The sequence below is a fragment of the Pseudomonas sp. 32_A genome, assembly GCF_017490905.1.
In the GTDB taxonomy this organism is placed as follows: Bacteria; Pseudomonadota; Gammaproteobacteria; order Pseudomonadales; family Pseudomonadaceae; genus Aquipseudomonas; species Aquipseudomonas inefficax.
Map to the genome: position 1 here is coordinate 13,413 of NZ_JAFGYI010000052.1, position 19,129 is coordinate 32,541.

At 63.6% G+C, this 19,129-nt stretch carries 16 protein-coding genes and 1 pseudogene; 14 read left to right on the forward strand and 3 right to left on the reverse strand.

Annotated elements, in window-relative coordinates; genetic code table 11:
• Positions 1-69: 69 nt before the first annotated feature.
• Entirely contained in the window at positions 70-1,593 is a 1,524-nt protein-coding gene (locus J5M58_RS23340) for a hypothetical protein (RefSeq protein ID WP_207879763.1), read from the reverse strand.
• A 190-nt stretch (positions 1,594-1,783) separates the two neighbouring features.
• On the opposite strand from J5M58_RS23340, the gene J5M58_RS23345 reads away from it, so the two are divergent.
• From J5M58_RS23345 to J5M58_RS23355, 3 genes are all read left to right on the forward strand, one after another.
• On the forward strand, positions 1,784-2,407 hold the full coding sequence (locus tag J5M58_RS23345; protein ID WP_112253347.1) for a glutathione S-transferase: 624 nt from the start codon (positions 1,784-1,786) through the stop codon (positions 2,405-2,407).
• 144 nt (positions 2,408-2,551) lie between these two features.
• Positions 2,552-3,484: an ABC transporter ATP-binding protein gene (locus J5M58_RS23350; protein ID WP_112253346.1), complete on the forward strand. Its 933-nt coding sequence runs from the start codon at positions 2,552-2,554 to the stop codon at positions 3,482-3,484.
• Complete coding sequence (locus tag J5M58_RS23355; protein ID WP_112253345.1) at positions 3,481-4,260, forward strand: ABC transporter permease; 780 nt, start codon at positions 3,481-3,483, stop codon at positions 4,258-4,260. Before J5M58_RS23350 ends, J5M58_RS23355 begins: the two co-directional genes overlap by 4 nt.
• A gap of 3 nt (positions 4,261-4,263) precedes the next feature.
• On the opposite strand, the pseudogene J5M58_RS23360 reads toward J5M58_RS23355, so the two are convergent.
• Positions 4,264-4,776 (reverse strand): annotated as a pseudogene (locus J5M58_RS23360) (DUF2062 domain-containing protein); the annotation flags it as partial.
• Between the two features lie 143 nt (positions 4,777-4,919).
• Here J5M58_RS23360 and J5M58_RS23365 point away from each other — a divergent pair.
• The 8 genes from J5M58_RS23365 (at position 4,920) to murB (ending at position 11,892) form a co-directional block, all read left to right on the forward strand.
• On the forward strand, positions 4,920-7,136 hold the full coding sequence (locus J5M58_RS23365; protein ID WP_112253344.1) for a DNA internalization-related competence protein ComEC/Rec2: 2,217 nt from the start codon (positions 4,920-4,922) through the stop codon (positions 7,134-7,136).
• A 217-nt stretch (positions 7,137-7,353) separates the two neighbouring features.
• Positions 7,354-7,989 carry a MotA/TolQ/ExbB proton channel family protein gene (locus tag J5M58_RS23370; RefSeq protein ID WP_016391244.1) on the forward strand — a complete coding sequence of 212 codons (636 nt, stop codon included), beginning with the start codon at positions 7,354-7,356 and terminating at the stop codon, positions 7,987-7,989.
• Positions 7,986-8,420: a biopolymer transporter ExbD gene (locus J5M58_RS23375; RefSeq protein ID WP_046617071.1), complete on the forward strand. Its 435-nt coding sequence runs from the start codon at positions 7,986-7,988 to the stop codon at positions 8,418-8,420. Before J5M58_RS23370 ends, J5M58_RS23375 begins: the two co-directional genes overlap by 4 nt.
• Positions 8,420-9,421, forward strand: a complete 1,002-nt coding sequence (gene lpxK / locus J5M58_RS23380; protein ID WP_207879765.1) for a tetraacyldisaccharide 4'-kinase — start codon at positions 8,420-8,422, stop codon at positions 9,419-9,421. The genes J5M58_RS23375 and lpxK overlap by 1 nt, the downstream gene beginning before the upstream one ends.
• 44 nt (positions 9,422-9,465) lie before the next feature.
• Positions 9,466-9,651 (forward strand): Trm112 family protein, encoded by a 186-nt coding sequence (locus tag J5M58_RS23385; protein WP_003247142.1) that lies wholly within the window; start codon positions 9,466-9,468, stop codon positions 9,649-9,651.
• Positions 9,648-10,412 (forward strand): 3-deoxy-manno-octulosonate cytidylyltransferase, encoded by a 765-nt coding sequence (gene kdsB / locus J5M58_RS23390; RefSeq protein WP_207879767.1) that lies wholly within the window; start codon positions 9,648-9,650, stop codon positions 10,410-10,412. The genes J5M58_RS23385 and kdsB overlap by 4 nt, the downstream gene beginning before the upstream one ends.
• The gene (locus tag J5M58_RS23395) at positions 10,412-10,876 is read left to right on the forward strand and encodes a low molecular weight protein-tyrosine-phosphatase (RefSeq protein WP_112253341.1); all 465 of its coding nucleotides are present in this window, start codon (positions 10,412-10,414) and stop codon (positions 10,874-10,876) included. The genes kdsB and J5M58_RS23395 overlap by 1 nt, the downstream gene beginning before the upstream one ends.
• Positions 10,873-11,892: a UDP-N-acetylmuramate dehydrogenase gene (gene murB / locus J5M58_RS23400; RefSeq protein WP_112253340.1), complete on the forward strand. Its 1,020-nt coding sequence runs from the start codon at positions 10,873-10,875 to the stop codon at positions 11,890-11,892. The genes J5M58_RS23395 and murB overlap by 4 nt, the downstream gene beginning before the upstream one ends.
• Before the next feature lie 184 nt (positions 11,893-12,076).
• Here the strand turns inward: murB and rne are convergent, their stop codons facing one another.
• Positions 12,077-15,346, reverse strand: a complete 3,270-nt coding sequence (gene rne, locus J5M58_RS23405; RefSeq protein ID WP_181457378.1) for a ribonuclease E — start codon at positions 15,344-15,346, stop codon at positions 12,077-12,079.
• A 797-nt stretch (positions 15,347-16,143) separates the two neighbouring features.
• On the opposite strand from rne, the gene rluC reads away from it, so the two are divergent.
• From rluC to sppA, 3 genes are read left to right on the forward strand one after another with little or no spacing between them, the layout of a single operon-like run.
• On the forward strand, positions 16,144-17,100 hold the full coding sequence (gene rluC, locus J5M58_RS23410; RefSeq protein WP_103449704.1) for a 23S rRNA pseudouridine(955/2504/2580) synthase RluC: 957 nt from the start codon (positions 16,144-16,146) through the stop codon (positions 17,098-17,100).
• A 3-nt stretch (positions 17,101-17,103) separates the two neighbouring features.
• Positions 17,104-17,778 (forward strand): HAD family hydrolase, encoded by a 675-nt coding sequence (locus tag J5M58_RS23415; RefSeq protein ID WP_112253338.1) that lies wholly within the window; start codon positions 17,104-17,106, stop codon positions 17,776-17,778.
• A gap of 6 nt (positions 17,779-17,784) precedes the next feature.
• Positions 17,785-18,774, forward strand: coding sequence for a signal peptide peptidase SppA (sppA, locus tag J5M58_RS23420; protein ID WP_207879769.1), 990 nt, complete (start codon positions 17,785-17,787; stop codon positions 18,772-18,774).
• Positions 18,775-19,129 lie beyond the last annotated feature (355 nt).

Below are 19,129 nucleotides of genomic sequence, written 5' to 3' on the forward strand. Positions count from 1 at the left end.
CCTGCTCAGAACAGTGACAGAGTATGGTTGGCGGAGTTCGTGTGCCGTGATGCTTGGGAGAGGCAGTTGCTAGTCGCTGAAAAGCTCGAGCATGGCGTCTACCTCGAGGAACGGGTGTGGAATGATGGTCATGGCCCAGTACCAGCTTTGATCCGCCTCGGTCTCGTCAACATCCACGGCCAATATCACCGTGCAGGGTGACGGCGCCTCGCTGTCAGGCGTGAATACCCCTTGGCTGTTGACCTTGCCGTTGCCTGCCAGAACATGCCAGGTGATGTTTTTTAATGGCACGGTCACTTCGTTGCCTGTCATCGAGGTGTAATACATCGACAGTTGCAGTTTGCCTAGTTGTTTCGCGGCCTTGAAATAGTGCGTTTGAGCGAAGTATTCCGATACCCAGGTGGCGTGGGCTTCACCGATACTGGCGGTTGCCTTGAGAATATCGGCCACCGCCGGCAGGAGTATTTGCCGCGTACTGCTCTTGAGCATGGCGGGGATCAGGGTCTTGCAATCGGGGTTGGGTACAGCATCGGGGCTGAGCGAGCCTGGTGGCTGGTAGTATTGTGCGCCGTTAATGAACGTTAGCGATCCTGCAGGTTTTCCGGTAAGGGACCACGTGGGATTGGCCGTTGATGGGGAGGCTATCAGCTTCTGTGGCCCTGCGGTCGAGGAGATGATCGTGGCCAGCGGTAGCGGGTGGATCGCTGTCGAGAGTTCCGTAGCGTTGTTGTCGGCTGCAATGGACGAATCGGCGTTGCGGAAGAGGCAGAAGAATGAGTCACTGCCGATCGGACTGCCGATGATGTACAGCCAGCCTGTGGGGGAGGAAAGTATGCCAGGGAAGAGTGCTATGTCGATGGGGGGGGTGCCGTTACTTATGATGGGGAAGTGACTGGCGTAAAGTGAAATAACGAGTTCGTTTTGATGCCCGTCTGTAGAGGGGGGTAGAGGGGCGGGGGTGAATGTGCTGTTGAATTTTTTTTGCGGTTCTGAGTAGGCCTGCCAAAGTAGGTCGCCGTCGATCGAGAAGTCCAAATAGATCCACAGATTGAAATGGCGTTGTCCTACCAGTATCCGGTCAAGTAGAAGGTATTTTTGTTTGGTGAAATGACCTTCGAGAATGGCTCTGTCCTCAGCCTTGCCATTCCATGTAAATCTGGGCGTTTTGTTCCAGTGCCACCTCAGTTCGTTAGGTGCCTTGGTATCTAGGGTCAGGTAGCTTCCGTCCAAATCGATTTTAAGTGATAGTGTTCTGTCATCTCCCGGGCCGTAGTCAAGTATTTCGCTGATAATGCTGCCGCGCATGCCTTGATCTCTTTTAGTGATGACTCGTCTATCCGCGACAACGCGTCGACTAATCTCGGCTGTTCTGAAATAGGTATCATAGAAATGCTTGGTTGGGCCTAGTTGGAGTGTGCTTCTCTCCCAGCTTTTACCGGTAATCAGGTCTCGCTTGGAGGTGATGATTTCATTGTTTCGGGTGCTGAGTGCTTGGTTGTTGTAATAAGCAGCCCATCGACGATGCACGGTGTCCAGATGGCTGTATCCGGAAAACGCTAAAGCTTTGGGGATTTCACCGGCTTTGTCTTTCATTTTTCAGAACCTCTGCGTGGGCCAGAAGTGAAAGTAACGCAGGGCATTTCAAAAAAAAACTGGCAAAAACGTTAGTTTTTAGTGCGATGGCTATATAGCGTCACGCGGTTGTTGAACGCTGAGAATCCCATCATCGGCGCATGCGGTTTTGCAGTAGACTGTGTATCTTCGAATCTATAAGGACGTTGTCATGCTGAAGATCTGGGGCCGCAAGAATTCGAGCAATGTGCGCAAGGCACTGTGGATCGCCCATGAACTGGGCCTGGACTTCGAGTCGATCGACGCCGGCGGCGCCTTCGGCGTGGTCAACGAGCCGCACTACCGCGCGCGCAACCCCAATGGCCTGGTGCCGATGCTGGAAGACGGCGACCTGACCCTGTGGGAATCCAACACCATCGTCCGCTACCTGTGCGCCGAGTACGGCGCGGAGCAGGGCTGGTACCTGAGCGACCCGCGTCAGCGCGCCGTGGCGGACAAGTGGATGGACTGGACCACCTCGTCCTTTGCCACGCCGTTCCGCCCACTGTTCTGGGGCCTGTTGCGCACCCCGGAGGACCAGCGCGACTGGGTGGCGATCAACGCCGCGCACAAGCAATGCGCCCAACTGCTGGCCATTGCCGACGAAGCCCTGGCCAAACAACCGTACCTTTCCGGTGACCAGATCGGCATGGGTGACATCCCACTGGGTAGTTTCATCTATGCCTGGTTCGAAATGCCCATCGAGCGCCCGGCCATGCGGCACCTGGAGGCCTGGTACGAGCGCCTCAAGGCCCGCCCTGCGTACCAGGCAGCGGTAATGACCGCGCTGACCTGATCGAACACCACGGCTACTTCGATAGTCATTATCAATACACATGACTGTACTTGTGCGGCCAGGCCAAGCACCATTGGCCGCACTCACTGCGCCAGTGCCTTTACCTGGCGTGTCCTGCACCTTTTTCTCGGTAAGTGACCCGCTATGAGTTCCGCCCTGTCCATCCGACAGCTGACCAAGACCTACGGCAACGGCTTCCAGGCCCTCAAGGGCATCGATCTGGATGTTGCCGAAGGCGACTTCTTCGCCTTGCTCGGCCCCAACGGCGCGGGCAAGTCCACCACCATCGGCATCCTCTCTACCCTGGTGAACAAGACCAGCGGCACGGTCAACGTGTTCGGCCACGATCTGGATCGCGAGCCGTCGGCACTCAAGCGCTGTCTGGGCGTGGTACCGCAGGAGTTCAACTTCAACCAGTTCGAGAAAACCTTCGACATCGTCGTGACCCAGGCCGGTTATTACGGCATCCCGCCCAAGGTGGCCAAGGAGCGTGCCGAGCAGTACCTGACCCAGCTCGGCCTGTGGGACAAGCGTGACGTGCAGTCGCGCTCGCTGTCCGGCGGCATGAAGCGCCGCCTGATGATTGCCCGTGCTTTGATCCACGAGCCACGCCTGCTGATTCTCGACGAGCCAACCGCTGGCGTGGATATCGAGCTGCGCCGGTCGATGTGGAGCTTCCTTACCGAGCTGAACCAGAAGGGCATCACCATCATCCTCACCACCCACTACCTGGAAGAGGCCGAGCAGCTGTGCCGTAACATCGGCATCATCGACCACGGCACCATCGTCGAGAACACCAGCATGCGCCAGTTGCTGGGCAAGCTGCATGTCGAAACCTTCGTCCTCGACATCAGGCAGGACCTGACCACTGCACCGGTGCTGCAGGGCTACCCGTGCCGGCTGCTGACCCCGCACACCCTGGAAGTGCAGGTGGACAAGGACATTGGCATCACCGCGCTGTTCGGCCAGCTGGCGCTGCAGAACATCGAAGTGCAGAGCCTGCGCAACAAGACCAACCGACTCGAGGAGCTGTTCGTGTCCCTGGTGGAAAAAAACCTGTCGAAGGTGGCCGTATGAGTGTGGAAATGCGCACCAACTGGGTCGCCCTGAACACCATCGTCTACCGCGAAGTGCGGCGCTTTCTGCGTATCTGGCCGCAGACCCTGCTGCCGCCGGCGATTACCATGGTCCTGTATTTCGTCATCTTCGGTAACCTGATTGGCCGGCAGATCGGCGACATGGGTGGCTTCACCTACATGGAGTACATCGTGCCGGGGCTGATCATGATGTCGGTGATCACCAACTCCTACGGCAACGTGGTATCGAGCTTCTTCGGCAGCAAGTTCCAGCGTTCTATCGAGGAGCTGATGGTATCGCCGGTCTCACCGCACACGATTCTCGTCGGTTATGTGCTGGGCGGCGTGCTGCGCGGGCTGGCGGTGGGCGTGATCGTGACCTTCCTGTCGCTGTTCTTCACCCACCTGCAGGTGCACCACCTGGGCGTGACCGTGGTCGTGGTGCTGCTGACTGCCACCATCTTCTCGCTGCTGGGCTTCGTCAACGCGGTGTTCGCGCGCAACTTCGACGACATCTCGATCATCCCGACTTTCGTTCTGACGCCGCTGACCTACCTGGGCGGGGTGTTCTACTCGATCAACCTGCTGCCACCGTTCTGGCAGACCGTGTCGCTGGCCAACCCGGTGCTGCACATGGTCAACTCGTTCCGCTACGGCATCCTAGGGGTGTCGGATATCAGCATTGGCACGGCGATTACCTTCATGCTGGTCGCTACCGCAGTGCTCTACCTGGTGTGCGTGCGCCTGCTGGTCAGCGGCCGCGGCATGCGTGCCTGAAGCCTTGCACCGGCATTGGCGGCGACGCCACTGCCGGCCCACCCACCAGCGCCAGTAGAACATGGTGGTGAAGTAGCCAAGGATCCCCAGCACCACGCCGCACACCACCGAGCCGAGCAGGAAGGGTTGCCACAGCGTCGACAGCTGGTCGGTAATCCACTGGAAAGTCAGTTCGTCGGGCAGGGTACGCGGCGGTACCTGCATAAGCCAGGCGCCGGTCATGTAGGTGACGAAGAATACCGGTGGCATGGTCAGCGGGTTGGTCAGCCATACCAGGCTGACCGCGATCGGCAGGTTGCCGCGCAACGGAATGGCCAGCGCGGCGGCCAGCAGCATCTGCGCCGGCATCGGGATCAGCGCCGCGAACAGGCCAACGCCCATGGCCCGCGCCACCGAGTGGCGGTTCAGGTGCCAGAGGTTCGGGTCGTGCAGCAACTTGCCGAAAAAGCGTAAGGACTTGTGTTCCCGAATACTGGTCGGGTCCGGCATGTAGCGTTTGAAAAGTCGGCGCGGCATGTAGGCTCCCGGAGCGTTTATCCGGGCAGTATGCCCTGATTCCCGCTCAGCCTCGTTTAGAGTTTGTGACAATTGTTGAGCAAGCGCTGCCGGCAATTGGGCTATCCCTCAGAAGATGATTTTGCTTCTGGAGCTCTACTTCTATGCGCACAGGGATGCTTGCGCTCGCGCTCGGGCTGTTGTGCCTGGGCTTTCTCCCCGCATTGCCATCGGTCGGATGGCTGGTGCTGCTGGCAGTAGCCGGTGGCGCCGGCCTGTTCACCCGGCTGTGGCCGCTGGGCTGTTTTCTGTTAGGCCTGTGTTGGGCCTGCTGGTCCGCACAGCAGGCGCTGGATGACCGCCTGGCCGCCGGGCTGGACGGACGCACCCTGTGGCTTGAGGGCCAGGTGGTCGGCCTGCCGACCCGGACTGCGCAAGGTGTGCGCTTCGAGCTGGACGCGCCCCGTTCGCGGCGGGCAGAACTGCCACAGCGCCTGCAACTGAGCTGGTTCGATGGCCCGCCGCTGCGCACGGGCGAGCAGTGGCGGCTGGCGGTGACCTTGCAGCGCCCGGCCGGGTTGCTTAACCCGCATGGGCCGGATCGTGAGGCGCAACTGCTGGCGCGGCGGGTCGGTGCGACCGGTACCGTCAAGGCCGGGCAGTTGCTGGCGCCGGTTGCCGGCGGCTGGCGCGACACGCTGCGCCAGCACCTGTTGGCAGTCGAGGCCCATGGCCAGCAGGCAGCGTTGGTGGCGCTGGTACTTGGCGACGGGGCGGGCCTGGCCCGGGAGGACTGGCAAACGTTGCAGGCCACCGGCACGGTGCACCTGCTGGTGATCTCTGGCCAGCACATCGGCCTTGTTGCCGGTTTGCTGTATGGTCTGGTTGCCTGGCTGGCGCGTTGGGGGCTGTGGCCGGCACGGCTGCCATGGCTGCCTTGTGCCTGCGGTCTGGCCATGACCGCAGCGTTGGCGTACGGCTGGCTGGCCGGTGCAGGCGTGCCGGTACAACGGGCCTGCCTGATGCTGGCCGTGGTGTTGTTCTGGCGCCTGCGCTATCGCCATCTTGGCGCGACCTTGCCGTTGTTGCTGGCGCTAGACGCGGTGCTGCTGGTCGAGCCGTTGGCCGCGCTGTTGCCGGGGTTCTGGCTATCGTTCGCGGCCGTGGCCACGCTTGTCTATTGCTTCAGTGCCCGCCTGGGCGGCTGGCGCCCTTGGCAGGCCTGGACCCGGGCTCAATGGGTGATTGCCATCGGTTTGCTGCCGGTACTGTTGGCTACGGGTTTGCCAGTGAGCCTGAGTGCGCCGCTGGCCAACCTCGTTGCGGTGCCGTGGATCAGTCTGGTGGTACTGCCATTGGCGCTGCTGGGCACTTTGTTGCTGCCGTTGGGCGAGGTAGGGGAGGCATTGCTCTGGCTGGCGGGGGGGCTGCTCGATGTGCTGTTCCGGCTGCTGGCGCAGGCCGCGCAGCAGCAGTCGGCGTGGCTGCCACCAGCCCTGCCGTTGTGGGCCTGGTTGCTGGTGTGCCTGGGCGCTCTGCTGGTACTGCTGCCCCGTGGCGTGCCGCTGCGTGGTTTGGGCGGCATCATGCTGCTGGCCCTGTGGGTGCCCAAGGCGCCGGTGCCTTTCGGGCAAGTCGAGGTCTGGCAGATGGACGTCGGCCAGGGGCTGGCGGTGCTGTTGCGCACCCGCCATCACAACATGCTCTACGACGCCGGGCCGGCCAGGGGAGAGAGCGACCTGGGCGAGCGGGTGGTGTTGCCAACCTTGCGCAAGCTGGGGGTGGGCAGCCTGGACCTGATGCTCATCAGCCATGCCCATGCCGACCATGCTGGTGGTGCTGGGGCAATCCAGCGTGGCCTGCCGGTCAAACGGGTGATCGCCGGCGAAGTGCTGGATGACATGCAATTGCAACCTTGTGCCAGTGGCGAGCGATGGATGTGGGATGGCGTGCGCTTTTCGCTGTGGCGCTGGGCTGATGGGCGCAGCAGCAATGACCGTTCTTGTGTGTTGCTGGTGGAGGCGCAGGGTGAGCGGTTGTTGCTGGCGGGGGACATGGAAGCCGGTGCCGAGCGAGCCTGGCTGTCGGCCACCGAGGCGCCGCGTATCGACTGGTTGCAGGCGCCGCACCATGGCAGCCGCAGCTCGTCCAGCGAGGCCTTCATCCGCGCCACGGCGCCGCGCGGGGTACTGATCTCGCGCGGGCGCAACAATAGCTTCGGCCACCCGCATGCGCAGGTGGTCGAACGTTATCGGCGGCATGGGGTGGTGATGCATGACACGGCGGAGCAGGGGGCGTTGCGTTTGGTGTTGGGGAGGCTGGGGGAGGTCGAGAGTATGCGCCGACAGCGGCGCTTCTGGCGTGATGTTGGCGGTAGCTGAACTGGCCCTTTCGCGGGTTAACCCGCTCCCACAGGTACGGCGCAAGGCTTGAGAGCAGCGCAATACCTGTGGGAGCGGGTTCACCCGCGAAGAGGCGAGTTCAGACGCCCCAAAGCCCAAGGTGGAAACTGGCCCGGTCAATTCCCTGACCTCCGGCAGATGAGCCCCCGGCGCGCCTATGGTAGAGTGGCGGCCTTTTTCCAAAGGGGCGTTTACTGTGTGGGAATTGGTCAAGTCCGGTGGCTGGATGATGCTGCCGATCATTCTGAGCTCCATCGCAGCCATGGCTATCGTCGTCGAGCGCCTGTGGACCCTGCGCGCCAGTCGCGTGACCCCGCCGCACTTGCTGGGCCAGGTGTGGATGTGGATCAAGGACAAGCAACTGACCAGTGACAAGCTCAAGGCCCTGCGCGCCGATTCGCCACTAGGCGAAATCCTTGCCGCCGGCCTGGCCAATTCGCGCCATGGCCGCGAAATCATGAAGGAATGCATCGAGGAGGCCGCCTCGCGTGTCATCCACGAACTGGAGCGCTACATCAGCACCCTCGGCACCATCGCTGCCATGGCCCCGCTGCTGGGCCTGCTGGGCACCGTGCTGGGCATGATCGACATCTTCAGCGCTTTCATGGGCTCACAGATGACCGCCAACGCCGCAGTGCTGGCCGGTGGTATCTCCAAGGCCCTGGTCACCACAGCGGCCGGCCTGATGGTCGGTATCCCGGCGGTGTTCTTCCACCGCTTCCTGTTGCGCCGCATCGACGAGCTGGTGGTAGGCATGGAGCAGGAGGCGATCAAGCTGGTGGAAGTGATCCAGGGCGACCGTGAAGTGGAAGTGGCCGGAGGCAAGGCGTGAAGTTCCGGCGCAACCGCCAGCGGGAGAACGTCGACATCAACCTGGCGTCGCTGATCGATGTGGTGTTCGTCCTGCTGCTGTTCTTCGTGGTCACCACCACCTTCACCCGCGAGACCCAACTGCGCGTCGAACTGCCCGAAGCCGCCAGCGCCGAACAGGCGCCGCCCGACCAGGGCAAGCTGGTGGAAATCACCATCAGCGCCGAAGGCGTGTACTCGGTGAACAACCACCTGTTGCCCAAGAGCGACCTGGCCACCCTGAGCGAGGCGATCGAGCGTGAGTCGGGTGGTGACAACAAGCTGCCGCTGGCGATCAGCGCCGACGGCAAGACCCCGCACCAGGCCGTGGTCACCGCAATGGATGCCGCCGGCAAGCTCGGTTTCAGCCAGTTGCGCATGACCACCGTCGAGGCGGCCCAGGGCACGCCTTGATGGCCTTCGCCGACCGTCTGCTCGCCGCCTGGTACGCCGGGCACCCGGCCCTGGCGCTGCTGCGCCCGCTGGAGGCGCTGTATCGCCGCGTGGTCACGCGCAAGCGGGCGCGTTTTCTCAGTGGCGAAAGCGCCAGCTACCGGGCCCCGGTGCCGGTCATCGTGGTGGGTAACATTACCGTGGGTGGTACCGGCAAGACGCCGATGATCCTGTGGCTGATCGAGCACTGCCGGCAGCAGGGGCTGAAGGTGGGCGTGGTCAGCCGTGGCTATGGCGCCAGGCCGCCGCAGCTACCTTGGCGCGTGCAGGCCGACCAGGTAGCCGGGCAGGCCGGAGACGAGCCTCTGCTGATCGTGCAGCGTACCGGCGTGCCGCTGATGATCGACCCCGACCGCTCCCGCGCCGTGCAGGCCCTGCTGGCCAGCGAACCCCTCGACCTGATCCTGTGCGACGACGGCATGCAGCACTACCGCCTGGCGCGCGACCTGGAGCTGGTGCTGATCGATGCCGCCCGAGGCCTGGGCAATGGCCGCTGCCTGCCGGCGGGGCCGCTGCGTGAGCCGGCCGAGCGCCTGCACGAGGCTGACGCAGTGTTGTTCAATGGTGCCAGCGCAGACCGCGCCGATGGTTTCGGCTTCCGCCTGCAGCCGTCCACCCTGGTCAACCTGCGGACTGGTGAGCGCCGCGCGCTTGACCATTTCCCCGCAGGCCAACGCCTGCATGCGGTGGCCGGTATCGGCAACCCGCAACGTTTCTTCAATACCCTGCTGGGGCTAAACTGGCAGCCGGTGCCGCATGCCTTTGCCGACCATGCACAGTTCAGCGCACAGAGCCTGGCCTTCAGCCCGCCGCTGCCGCTGGTCATGACCGAAAAGGATGCGGTGAAATGCCGGGCCTTCGCTGCTGACGACTGGTGGTACCTGGCCGTCGAGGCGCAGCCCACCCCGGCCTTCAGCGCCTGGTTCGACAACCAGTTGCAACGCTTGCTGCGCAAGCCCTGAGCCCTTTTTCAATTCCCGGCCACCTGGCCTAAAGGAAGCCTCCAATGGACACCAAACTGCTCGATATCCTGGCCTGCCCGATCACCAAGGGCCCGCTCAAGCTCAGTGCCGACAAGACCGAGCTGATCAGCAAGGGCGCTGGCCTGGCCTACCCGATTCGCGACGGCATCCCGGTCATGCTGGAAAGCGAGGCACGCACCCTGACCGACGACGAGCGTCTGGACAAATGAGCCTGGACTTCACCGTGGTAATCCCCGCCCGGCTGCGCTCCACGCGTCTGCCGGGCAAGCCATTGCTGCCGATCGCCGGCAAGCCGATGGTGCAGCATGTATGGGAACAGGCCCGCAAGAGCGGCGCCAGCCGCGTGGTCATCGCCACCGACGACGCCAGCATCGTAGAGGCCTGCAAGGCCTTCGGCGCCGAAGTGCTGCTGACTCGTGCCGACCATGAGTCAGGCACTGACCGCTTGGCCGAAGTGGCCGTGCACCTCGGCCTGCCTGCCGAGGCCATCGTGGTCAACGTGCAGGGCGACGAACCGCTGATCCCGCCGGTGATCATCGACCAGGTGGCAGCCAACCTGGCGGCGCATCCGGAAGCTGGCATCGCCACCCTGGCCGAGCCGATCCATGAGCCGGAAACCGTGTTCAACCCCAACGCGGTCAAGGTAATCAGCGACAAGAACGGCCTGGCCCTGACCTTCAGCCGTGCACCGCTGCCCTGGGCCCGCGATGCGTTTGCCAAGGACCGCAACCTGTTGCCGGAAGGCGTGCCGTATCGTCGCCACATCGGCATGTACGCCTACCGCGTCGGTTTCCTGCAGGACTTCGTCAGTTGGGGCCCGTGCTGGCTCGAGCAGACCGAAGCGCTGGAGCAGCTGCGTGCCCTGTGGCATGGCGTACGCATCCACGTCGAAGACGCCATCGAGGCGCCTGCCGTGGGCGTGGATACCCCTGAAGACCTGGAGCGCGTACGGCGCTTGCTGGAGGCCTGATGCGCGTCCTGTTTGTCTGCCTCGGCAATATCTGTCGCTCGCCCACCGCCGAAGGCGTGCTGCGCCATCAATTGCAGGCTGCCGGGCTTGCCGACCGGGTGCATGTGGCCTCGGCCGGCACCGGCGACTGGCACGTCGGCAAGGCGCCTGACAGCCGCACCTGCAAGGCAGCGCTGGCGCGTGGCTATGACCTGTCGCAGCAGCGCGCCCAGCAGGTCAAGGCGTCGCACTTTGCCGAATATGACCTGATCCTGGCGATGGACGAGAGCAACCTTGGTCACTTGCGTGCGATGCGCCCGCACACCGCAGTGGGGGAGCTCGACCTGTTCCTGCGGCGCTATGGCGCAGCACTGGATGAAGTGCCAGACCCGTACTACGGCGGTGCCGACGGCTTCGAGCAGGTGCTCGACCTGGTGGAAGCGGCGTGCCAGGCGCTGGTCCTGGAAATCAAGGGGCGGCTATGACAGAGCAGTGGCAGGAGCAGGTATCGCTCAAGCCTTACAACACCTTTGGCATCGATGTGAAGGCGCGCTACTTCAGCCAGGCACATGATGACCAGGAGGTACGTCAGTCGCTGGCCCAGGCGCAGCAAGGCGGCGTGCCGGTGCTGGTGATTGGCGGTGGCAGCAACCTGCTGCTGACCCGCGATATCGATGCGCTGGTACTGCATATGGCCAGCCGTGGCCGGCGCGTGCTCAGCGACGATGGCGAACGGATCGTGGTCGAGGCCGAGGCCGGTGAACCATGGCACCCGTTCGTGCAGTGGACACTGGCGCAGGGGTATTGCGGGCTGGAGAACCTCAGCCTGATCCCTGGCACCGTGGGCGCCGCGCCGATGCAGAACGTGGGCGCCTATGGCGTGGAAATCAAGGATGTGTTCGCCGGCCTGACCGCCCTGGATCGCGAGACCGGCGAGTTGCGTGATTTCGGCTTGGCGGAGTGCGCTTTTGGCTACCGTGACAGCCTTTTCAAGCGCAACCCTGGCCGTTGGTTGATTCTGCGTGTGCGTTTTGCCTTGAATCGCACTTTGCAGGCGCACCTGGATTACGGCCCGGTGCGTCAGCGCCTGGCCGAGCAGGGCGTAACCGCGCCGACCGCGCAGGCGATCAGTGATGCAATCTGCAGTATTCGCCGCGAAAAGCTGCCAGACCCGGCAGAGCTGGGTAATGCCGGGAGTTTCTTCAAGAACCCGGTGGTCTCGGCGGAACAGGTCGAGCGTATCCGTGCGCAGCACCCGGGGGTGGTGGCTTATCCGCAGGCCGATGGCCAAGTGAAGCTGGCGGCAGGCTGGTTGATCGAGCAGGCAGGCTGGAAGGGCCATCGCGAGGGGGACGCCGGGGTGCATCGTTTGCAGTCGTTGGTGCTGGTCAACTACGGCCAGGCGAGCGGGGCGCAGATGCATGCACTGGCACGGCGGATCCAGGCCGATATCCTCGAGCGGTTCGGGGTGGAGTTGGAGATGGAGCCTAACCTCTACTGATTCATTGACTGGGCTGGCCCTTTCGCGGCTAAAGCCGCTCCCACAGGGACCTCACAGGGCTTGAGGGTGGTGGGGGCTGTGGGAGCGGGTTTACCCGCGAAGAGGCCGGTACAGGCAAAACGCCCAGCCAAGAAAAAGCCCCGCCAGTTCGCACTGGCGGGGCTTTTTCATTTAGCCTTGGCTATCAACCGTGATGAGGCTTTTGCTCATCGGTGGCTTCCAGGGCTGGCTCCTCGGCGGCTGCAGCAGCTTCCTGCGCGGCTTTGGCGGCAGCCTCGGCCTCACGCTTGCGGCGGCGTACTTCACGCGGGTCGTTCGGCGCACGGCCGTTGGCCAGCATGACAGTGGCAGGTTCCACCGCCGCAGGGGCTTCGACCGGTGCAGGCTCGACGGCCACTGGAGCAGGCTCGGCCACCACTTCTGGCTGGGCTTCGACAATTGGAGCGGCTTGCTCGGCAACCGGAGCAGCTTCGACCACGGCCGGGGCCTGCTCGATTTCACCGGCCTCGACGGCAGGCGCTTCTACCGGTGCCTCGGCAACCACTACCGGTTCGGCAGCAGGTGCTTGCTCGACCACTGGCTGCGGAGCGACTTCGACCACGGGCTCGGCAGTTGCCTCGACCACGGCCACAGGCTCGCTGACCGGCTGCTCGACCACTGGGGCCACGGCCACTTCTTCAGCCTTGGCGGCAGCTTCGACCTGCTCGACCTTCTCAGCCTGCTCGACCGGCTGGGCGACTTCGCTGTCGTCGGTTTGCGCAACGGTGGCGACTTCGGCGGTGGCCAGCTCGGCCTGCTGGTTGGCCTGGGCTTCGGCGTCGGCACTGATGTTGCTGCTGGCGACAGCGGCGGTTACGGCCAGGCCGGCAGCCAGTTCGGCACCCAGCTCGGTGGCCTGGTGCGGTTGTGGCTGCTCTTCGCTGCCTTCTTCCTCGCTGCCATCGATCAGCTCGCCGTTGGCGTTGCGCTGGCGCTCACGACGGTTGCTGCGGCGACGCTGGCCACGGGAACGGCGGCGCGGGCGCTCGCCATCGGTGCCTTCCTGTTCGTCCTGCAGCAGCTCTTCGTTCGGCAGTTGCTCTTCGGCCAGCTCGGCAGCCTGCTCAGCGGCTTCTTCGGCTACGCGTGGCTGACGCTCTTCACGTGGTGGGCGTGGGGCGCGTTCTTCGCGAGGAGCACGCTCTTCACGAGGTGCGCGCTCTTCACGCGGAGCTCGTTCTTCGCGAGGTGTGCGTTCTTCGCGAGGTGTGCGTTCTTCACGCGGTGCACGTTCTTCGCGTGGGGCGCGTTCCTCGCGAGGTGCGCGCTCTTCACGCGGGGCACGTTCTTCGCGGGCGACACGTTCCTCACGCGGCTGGCGTTCCTCGCGCTCGGCAGGGGTGGCGTCCAGTGGCTCACGCAGTTCGCGCACGCGCTCTTCGCCACGGTTGCCGCGGCGGTCTTCGCGTGGCTGGCGCGGTGCGCGCTCTTCACGCGGTGCACGTTCTTCGCGTGGGGCCCGTTCTTCACGTGGTGCACGCTCTTCGCGCGGTGCGCGTTCCTCTCGTGGAGCACGTTCCTCACGAGGTGCGCGCTCGGCACGCTCTTCACGCGGTTTGCGTTCTTCGTCGCGGCGGCCGTTGCGGTTGCGGCTCTGCTGGCGGCCGTTGCGGCGTTCTTCGTTGCGCGGGCTGCGCTCGGCGGCCGGTTTCTCGGCGGCAGCTACAACTGGCGCAGCGGCAGGCTCTTCCTTGCCGGCGAACAGGCTTACCAGCGACTTCACCAGGCCCTTGAACAGGCTTGGCTCCGGAGCGACCGGGGCAGGGGCGGCCGGTGCGGCAGGCTGCGGCTCTTCGACAGTGGCCGGTACCGGTGCGTTGGCGCGGGCCGGGGCAGTCTTGACCGCGGCCTCCTGGCGAACCAGGGTGCGGGTGGCGGTCGGCTGCGGCGCTTCTTCGGCTTCGGCGGCGGCGATCTCGTAGCTGGACTGGTTGTTCATCACTTCCGGGTTGTCGTCGCGCAGGCGCTGGACTTCGAAGTGTGGGGTTTCCAGGTGATCGTTCGGCAGGATGATGATGCGCGCACGGGTGCGCAGTTCGATCTTGGTGATCGAGTTGCGCTTCTCGTTGAGCAGGAAGGCTGCCACCGGGATCGGCACCTGTGCACGAACTTCGGCGGTGCGGTCCTTCAGGGCTTCTTCTTCGATCAGGCGCAGAATGGCCAGCGACAGCGATTCGACGTCACGGATGATGCCGGTGCCGGAGCAGCGAGGGCAGACGATGCCGCTGCTTTCGCCCAGCGACGGACGCAGGCGCTGACGGGACATTTCCAGCAGGCCGAAGCGCGAGATGCGACCGACCTGGACGCGAGCGCGGTCGGCCTCGAGGCATTCACGCACGCGCTCTTCCACCGCGCGCTGGTTTTTCGCCGGGGTCATGTCGATGAAGTCGATGACGATCAGGCCACCGATGTCACGCAGACGCAGCTGACGGGCGATTTCCTCGGCCGCTTCCAGGTTGGTCTGCAAGGCGGTTTCTTCGATGTCGCTGCCTTTGGTGGCGCGTGCCGAGTTGATGTCGATGGACACCAGGGCTTCGGTCGGGTCGATCACGATCGAACCGCCGGACGGCAGGTCGACCACGCGCTGGAAGGCGGTCTCGATCTGGCTTTCGATCTGGAAACGGTTGAACAGCGGCACGCTGTCTTCGTACAGCTTCACCTTGCTGGCGTACTGCGGCATTACCTGGCGGATGAAGGTCAGGGCTTCTTCCTGGGCGTCGATGCTGTCGATCAGCACTTCGCCGATGTCCTGGCGCAGGTAGTCGCGGATGGCGCGGATGATGACGTTGCTTTCTTGGTAGATCAGGAATGGCGCGGCGCGGTCCTGGGACGCTTCCTTGATGGCGGTCCACAGTTGCAGCAGGTAGTCGAGGTCCCACTGCATTTCTTCGCTGCTGCGGCCAAGGCCGGCAGTGCGCACGATCAGGCCCATGTCGCCCGGCACGGTCAGGCCGTTCAGGGCTTCACGCAGTTCGTTGCGCTCTTCGCCTTCGATGCGGCGGGAGATGCCACCGGCGCGCGGGTTGTTCGGCATCAGCACCAGGTAGCGGCCAGCCAGGCTGATGAAGGTGGTGAGGGCGGCGCCCTTGTTGCCACGCTCTTCCTTCTCGACCTGGACGATGACTTCCTGGCCTTCGCTCAGCACTTCCTTGATGTTGACCCGCCCTTCGGGGGCCTTCTTGAAGTATTCGCGGGAGATTTCTTTCAGCGGCAGGAAGCCGTGACGTTCGGAGCCGAAGTCGACGAAGGCGGCTTCGAGGCTGGGTTCGATGCGGGTGATCTTGCCTTTGTAGATGTTGGCCTTTTTCTGCTCGCGCGCGCCGGACTCGATGTCCAGGTCGTAGAGACGTTGGCCGTCCACCAGGGCTACACGCAACTCTTCGGGTTGAGTCGCGTTAATCAGCATTCTTTTCATGTTGTACCGTCGGTTTCCGGGCTGCCGGAAACGGCGTTCGGCACACACGACGTCTCATGGTCGGTGCCAAGGTGCGCAAAGGGTGGCCGGGCCACCCCCGTGTCGAGCGACGTTCGGCACCAGCCGGTTGCCCAGCCTGCCGTTGTCGCGACGACGCGTCCTGTTTGCTGCGGTGCCAACAAGGCCCCGGTGGCTTCGAATTGGAATCCGAATCAACCAAGCGGGCCTTGTGCACTCAGTCAGGAGGAGGAATCAACCGTCAGCCGTGGACGCCCGGGGGCATCTGTTCAGGACCTTATCCGCTCGCCAGCCGTCAGTGGACTGGTGGGCCGGACGCGGTGCTACACGGTCCGAGGGCTGTGCATCTCCACCCTGCACGTATCCCTGATAATTCGGGTGCTGCCGCGCGCTGAATCCGCAACGGGTTGCATTTTTCGCCAACGCAGGTTCTGCGCTGGCGCCATTCATGTCCAAGGCAGGTATTTCCGAAGCATTCGCCGGGCGTTGCGTGGAAGCGACGGGCGGGCAGAGGTGCAGCGAAAAGAATCGGGTAAGCAGGTGAAACACCGCACTTGTCGTTTTTTTTCGGTCTTCTCTACACAGCGCTGGTGGCGATTCCAGGCAATTCGGTAAACTGGCGAACACCCCGTAGGACGGCCTCGCGTCCTGGAGAATTGCGTTGGTCAGGGACCGGCAACGAGCCTGGTGCCACTGGCCTGCCGCTTTTGGCGGCGTTCGCGACTATAGCAGCAATGATTAAGTGCTTCAATTCCATAAAAAATTGTTATGATCCCGCAATGACGACCAATACCCCTCCGACTTCCGGCGTTCAGCTGATCGAAGTCGCGCCGGAGCTTGCCGGCCAACGCATCGACAATTTCCTCATCACGGCCCTCAAGGGCGTGCCCAAGACTTTGGTGTACCGCATCCTGCGCAAGGGTGAGGTGCGGGTCAACAAGGGGCGCGTCAAGCCGGAATACAAGATCCAGGCGGGCGACATCGTGCGGGTACCGCCCGTCCGCCTGCCGGAACGTGACGAGCCGGCGCCGGTAGCGCAGGGCTTGTTGCAGCGCCTGGAAGCGGCCATCGTCTACGAAGACAAGGCGCTGATCGTGATGAACAAGCCGGCCGGCATCGCCGTGCATGGCGGCAGCGGCCTGAGCTTCGGCGTGATCGAGGCGCTGCGCCAGTTGCGCCCGGACGCCAAGGAACTGGAACTGGTGCACCGCCTGGACCGCGATACCTCCGGCCTGCTGATGATTGCCAAGAAGCGCAGCATGCTGCGCCATCTGCATGCCGCGCTACGCGGCGACGGTGTCGACAAGCGCTACATGGCGCTGGTGCGCGGCCACTGGCCGACCTCGAAGAAGCAGGTCAACGCGCCGTTGCTCAAGAGCAACCTGCGCTCCGGTGAGCGTATGGTCGAAGTCAACGACGAGGGCAAGGAGGCGCTGACCCTGTTCCGTGTGCTGCGTCGCTTCGGCGAGTTCGCCACCATTGTCGAGGCGCGCCCGATCACTGGCCGTACCCACCAGATCCGCGTGCATACCCTGCATGCCGGGCACATGATCGCCGGTGACAGCAAGTACGGCGACGAAGACTTCAGCCGCGAAATCCGCGAGCTGGGCGGCAAGCGCCTGTTCCTGCATGCCTACGCACTGACCGTACCGCTGCCGGATGGTGGCGAGCTGAAGCTCGAGGCGCCAGTGGATGAAGTCTGGGCGAAAACCGTTGAACGTCTGAGTGCGTCCTGATCCATGAAAAAAGGCTATGAGCTACTGATCTTCGACTGGGACGGCACGCTGGCCGACTCGATCGGGCGTATCGTCGAGGCCATGAATGCCGCCGCCGAGCGTGCTGGTGAGGCGCAAAGCAGCGAGGAGGCGGTGAAGGGCATCATCGGCCTCGCCCTGGGCGAGGCGATCCACACCCTGTACCCGCACCTGGCGCCTGCGCAGGTCGAAAGCTTCCGTCAGCACTATGCCGATATCTACATGGCCCTGGACCAGCAGCCCTCGCCGCTGTTCGAGGGTGTGGTCGAGTCGCTGGATGCCTTCCGTGCCGAGGGTTACCGCCTGGCGGTGGCCACCGGCAAGGCCCGTCGCGGGCTGGATCGGGTGCTCAAGGCCAACGGCTGGGAGCAGTTTTTCGACATCACCCGCGCCGCTGACGAGACCCGAGGCAAACCGCACCCGCTGATGCTCGAGGAAATACTCGGCCATTGCGGCGTCGAACCCGCGCGTGCGCTGATGGTCGGAGATTCGGCGTTCGATCTGCAGATGGCCAGCAATGCCGGCATGCATTCGGTGGCCGTGGGCTATGGTGCCATGTCACTGTCGGCGCTGGCCGAATTCGGCCCGCAGGTATGCATCGATCATTTTTCCCAGTTGCGTGAGTGGCTGGGTGGTTCCGCAATTCCATTTCCAAGGTAGGTAAGCATGGCAGACGAATGGAAAGCCCCCGAGGCCGAACCCGAGGAGCGCGAAGAGCGCAAGAGCTGGAAGCTGCTGGAAAAGACCCTGCTGGCGAGCGTTCAGGAGCAGCGTCGGGCGCGACGTTGGGGGATCTTCTTCAAGTTGCTGGCCTTCGTCTACCTGTTCGGCATCCTGATCCTGTTCACACCGTTGATGGACATGGACAAGGCGGCGTCGCGCAGTACCAGCCATACCGCGCTGGTCGAGGTGCGCGGGGTGATTGCCGACCAGGAGCCGGCCAGCGCCGACAATATCGTCAAGAGCCTGCGCGAGGCGTTCAAGGACAGCAAGACCAAGGCTGTGGTGATGCGCATCAACAGCCCTGGCGGCAGCCCTGTGCAGTCGGGCTACGTGTATGACGAAATCCGCCGCCTGCGGGCTGAATACCCGGCCATCAAGCTGTATGCAGTCATTGCTGACCTTGGTGCTTCCGGCGCCTACTACATCGCCAGTGCCGCGGACGAGATCTATGCCGACAAGGCCAGCCTGGTGGGCTCGATTGGTGTGACGGCGGCCGGTTACGGCTTTGTCGGCACCATGGAGAAGCTGGGAGTGGAGCGGCGTACCTACACGGCGGGCGAGCACAAGGCCTTCCTTGACCCGTTCTCGCCGCAGAAGCCGGAAGAGACCGAGTTCTGGCAGGGCGTGCTGAATACCACGCATCAGCAGTTCATTGCCATGGTCAAGCAGGGGCGGGGCGAGCGCCTGAAGGACAAGGAGCATCCGGAGCTGTTCAGTGGCCTGGTCTGGTCGGGTGAGCAGGCCAAGGAGCTGGGTCTGGTCGATGGGCTGGGCAGTGCCAGCTATGTGGCGCGCGAGATCGTGGGCGAGAAGGACCTGGTGGACTTCACCGTGCAGGAGTCGGCGCTCGATCGCTTCTCCAAGCGCGTGGGGGCCAGTGTGGCCGAGCGTTTGGCGATGTGGATGGGGTTCCAGGGGCCGCAATTGCGCTGATTTTGTGCAGCATGGCTGTCTTGGGTTTTGCGTCGTCTGTGAGATCGAGCGCCGCCCGCGCGGCGCTTCGCGGGACAAGCCCGCTCCCACATTTGTTGCAACGTGCCGAACCTGTCAGGCCATGGTTGCAAACCTTGGTGCATGTCTTGAGACGGGGGTGGCGCCAATGCCCACCTCGAATTCCAGTCATGCCGTCAAGACTGACAACCATGGCCTCACAGGCATGGCCACGTTGCAACAAATGTGGGAGCGGGCTTGTCCCGCGAAGCGCCGCGCGGGCGGCGCTCGATCTCCCAGGCGCCAAAAATCTTGAGGCGAACTACGGGATAACCACCCCTTCCCTGGTCAACATATC

Excerpts from the sequence above, each read along its gene's own strand:
- J5M58_RS23340 (WP_207879763.1), bottom strand. The coding sequence starts at position 1,593 with ATGAAAGACAAAGCCGGTGAAATCCCCAAAGCTTTAGCGTTTTCCGGA.
- J5M58_RS23345 (WP_112253347.1), top strand. The coding sequence starts at position 1,784 with ATGCTGAAGATCTGGGGCCGCAAGAATTCGAGCAATGTGCGCAAGGCA.
- J5M58_RS23350 (WP_112253346.1), top strand. The coding sequence starts at position 2,552 with ATGAGTTCCGCCCTGTCCATCCGACAGCTGACCAAGACCTACGGCAAC.
- J5M58_RS23355 (WP_112253345.1), top strand. The coding sequence starts at position 3,481 with ATGAGTGTGGAAATGCGCACCAACTGGGTCGCCCTGAACACCATCGTC.
- J5M58_RS23365 (WP_112253344.1), top strand. The coding sequence starts at position 4,920 with ATGCGCACAGGGATGCTTGCGCTCGCGCTCGGGCTGTTGTGCCTGGGC.
- lpxK (WP_207879765.1), top strand. The coding sequence starts at position 8,420 with ATGGCCTTCGCCGACCGTCTGCTCGCCGCCTGGTACGCCGGGCACCCG.
- J5M58_RS23385 (WP_003247142.1), top strand. The coding sequence starts at position 9,466 with ATGGACACCAAACTGCTCGATATCCTGGCCTGCCCGATCACCAAGGGC.
- kdsB (WP_207879767.1), top strand. The coding sequence starts at position 9,648 with ATGAGCCTGGACTTCACCGTGGTAATCCCCGCCCGGCTGCGCTCCACG.
- J5M58_RS23395 (WP_112253341.1), top strand. The coding sequence starts at position 10,412 with ATGCGCGTCCTGTTTGTCTGCCTCGGCAATATCTGTCGCTCGCCCACC.
- murB (WP_112253340.1), top strand. The coding sequence starts at position 10,873 with ATGACAGAGCAGTGGCAGGAGCAGGTATCGCTCAAGCCTTACAACACC.
- rne (WP_181457378.1), bottom strand. The coding sequence starts at position 15,346 with ATGAAAAGAATGCTGATTAACGCGACTCAACCCGAAGAGTTGCGTGTA.
- rluC (WP_103449704.1), top strand. The coding sequence starts at position 16,144 with ATGACGACCAATACCCCTCCGACTTCCGGCGTTCAGCTGATCGAAGTC.
- J5M58_RS23415 (WP_112253338.1), top strand. The coding sequence starts at position 17,104 with ATGAAAAAAGGCTATGAGCTACTGATCTTCGACTGGGACGGCACGCTG.
- sppA (WP_207879769.1), top strand. The coding sequence starts at position 17,785 with ATGGCAGACGAATGGAAAGCCCCCGAGGCCGAACCCGAGGAGCGCGAA.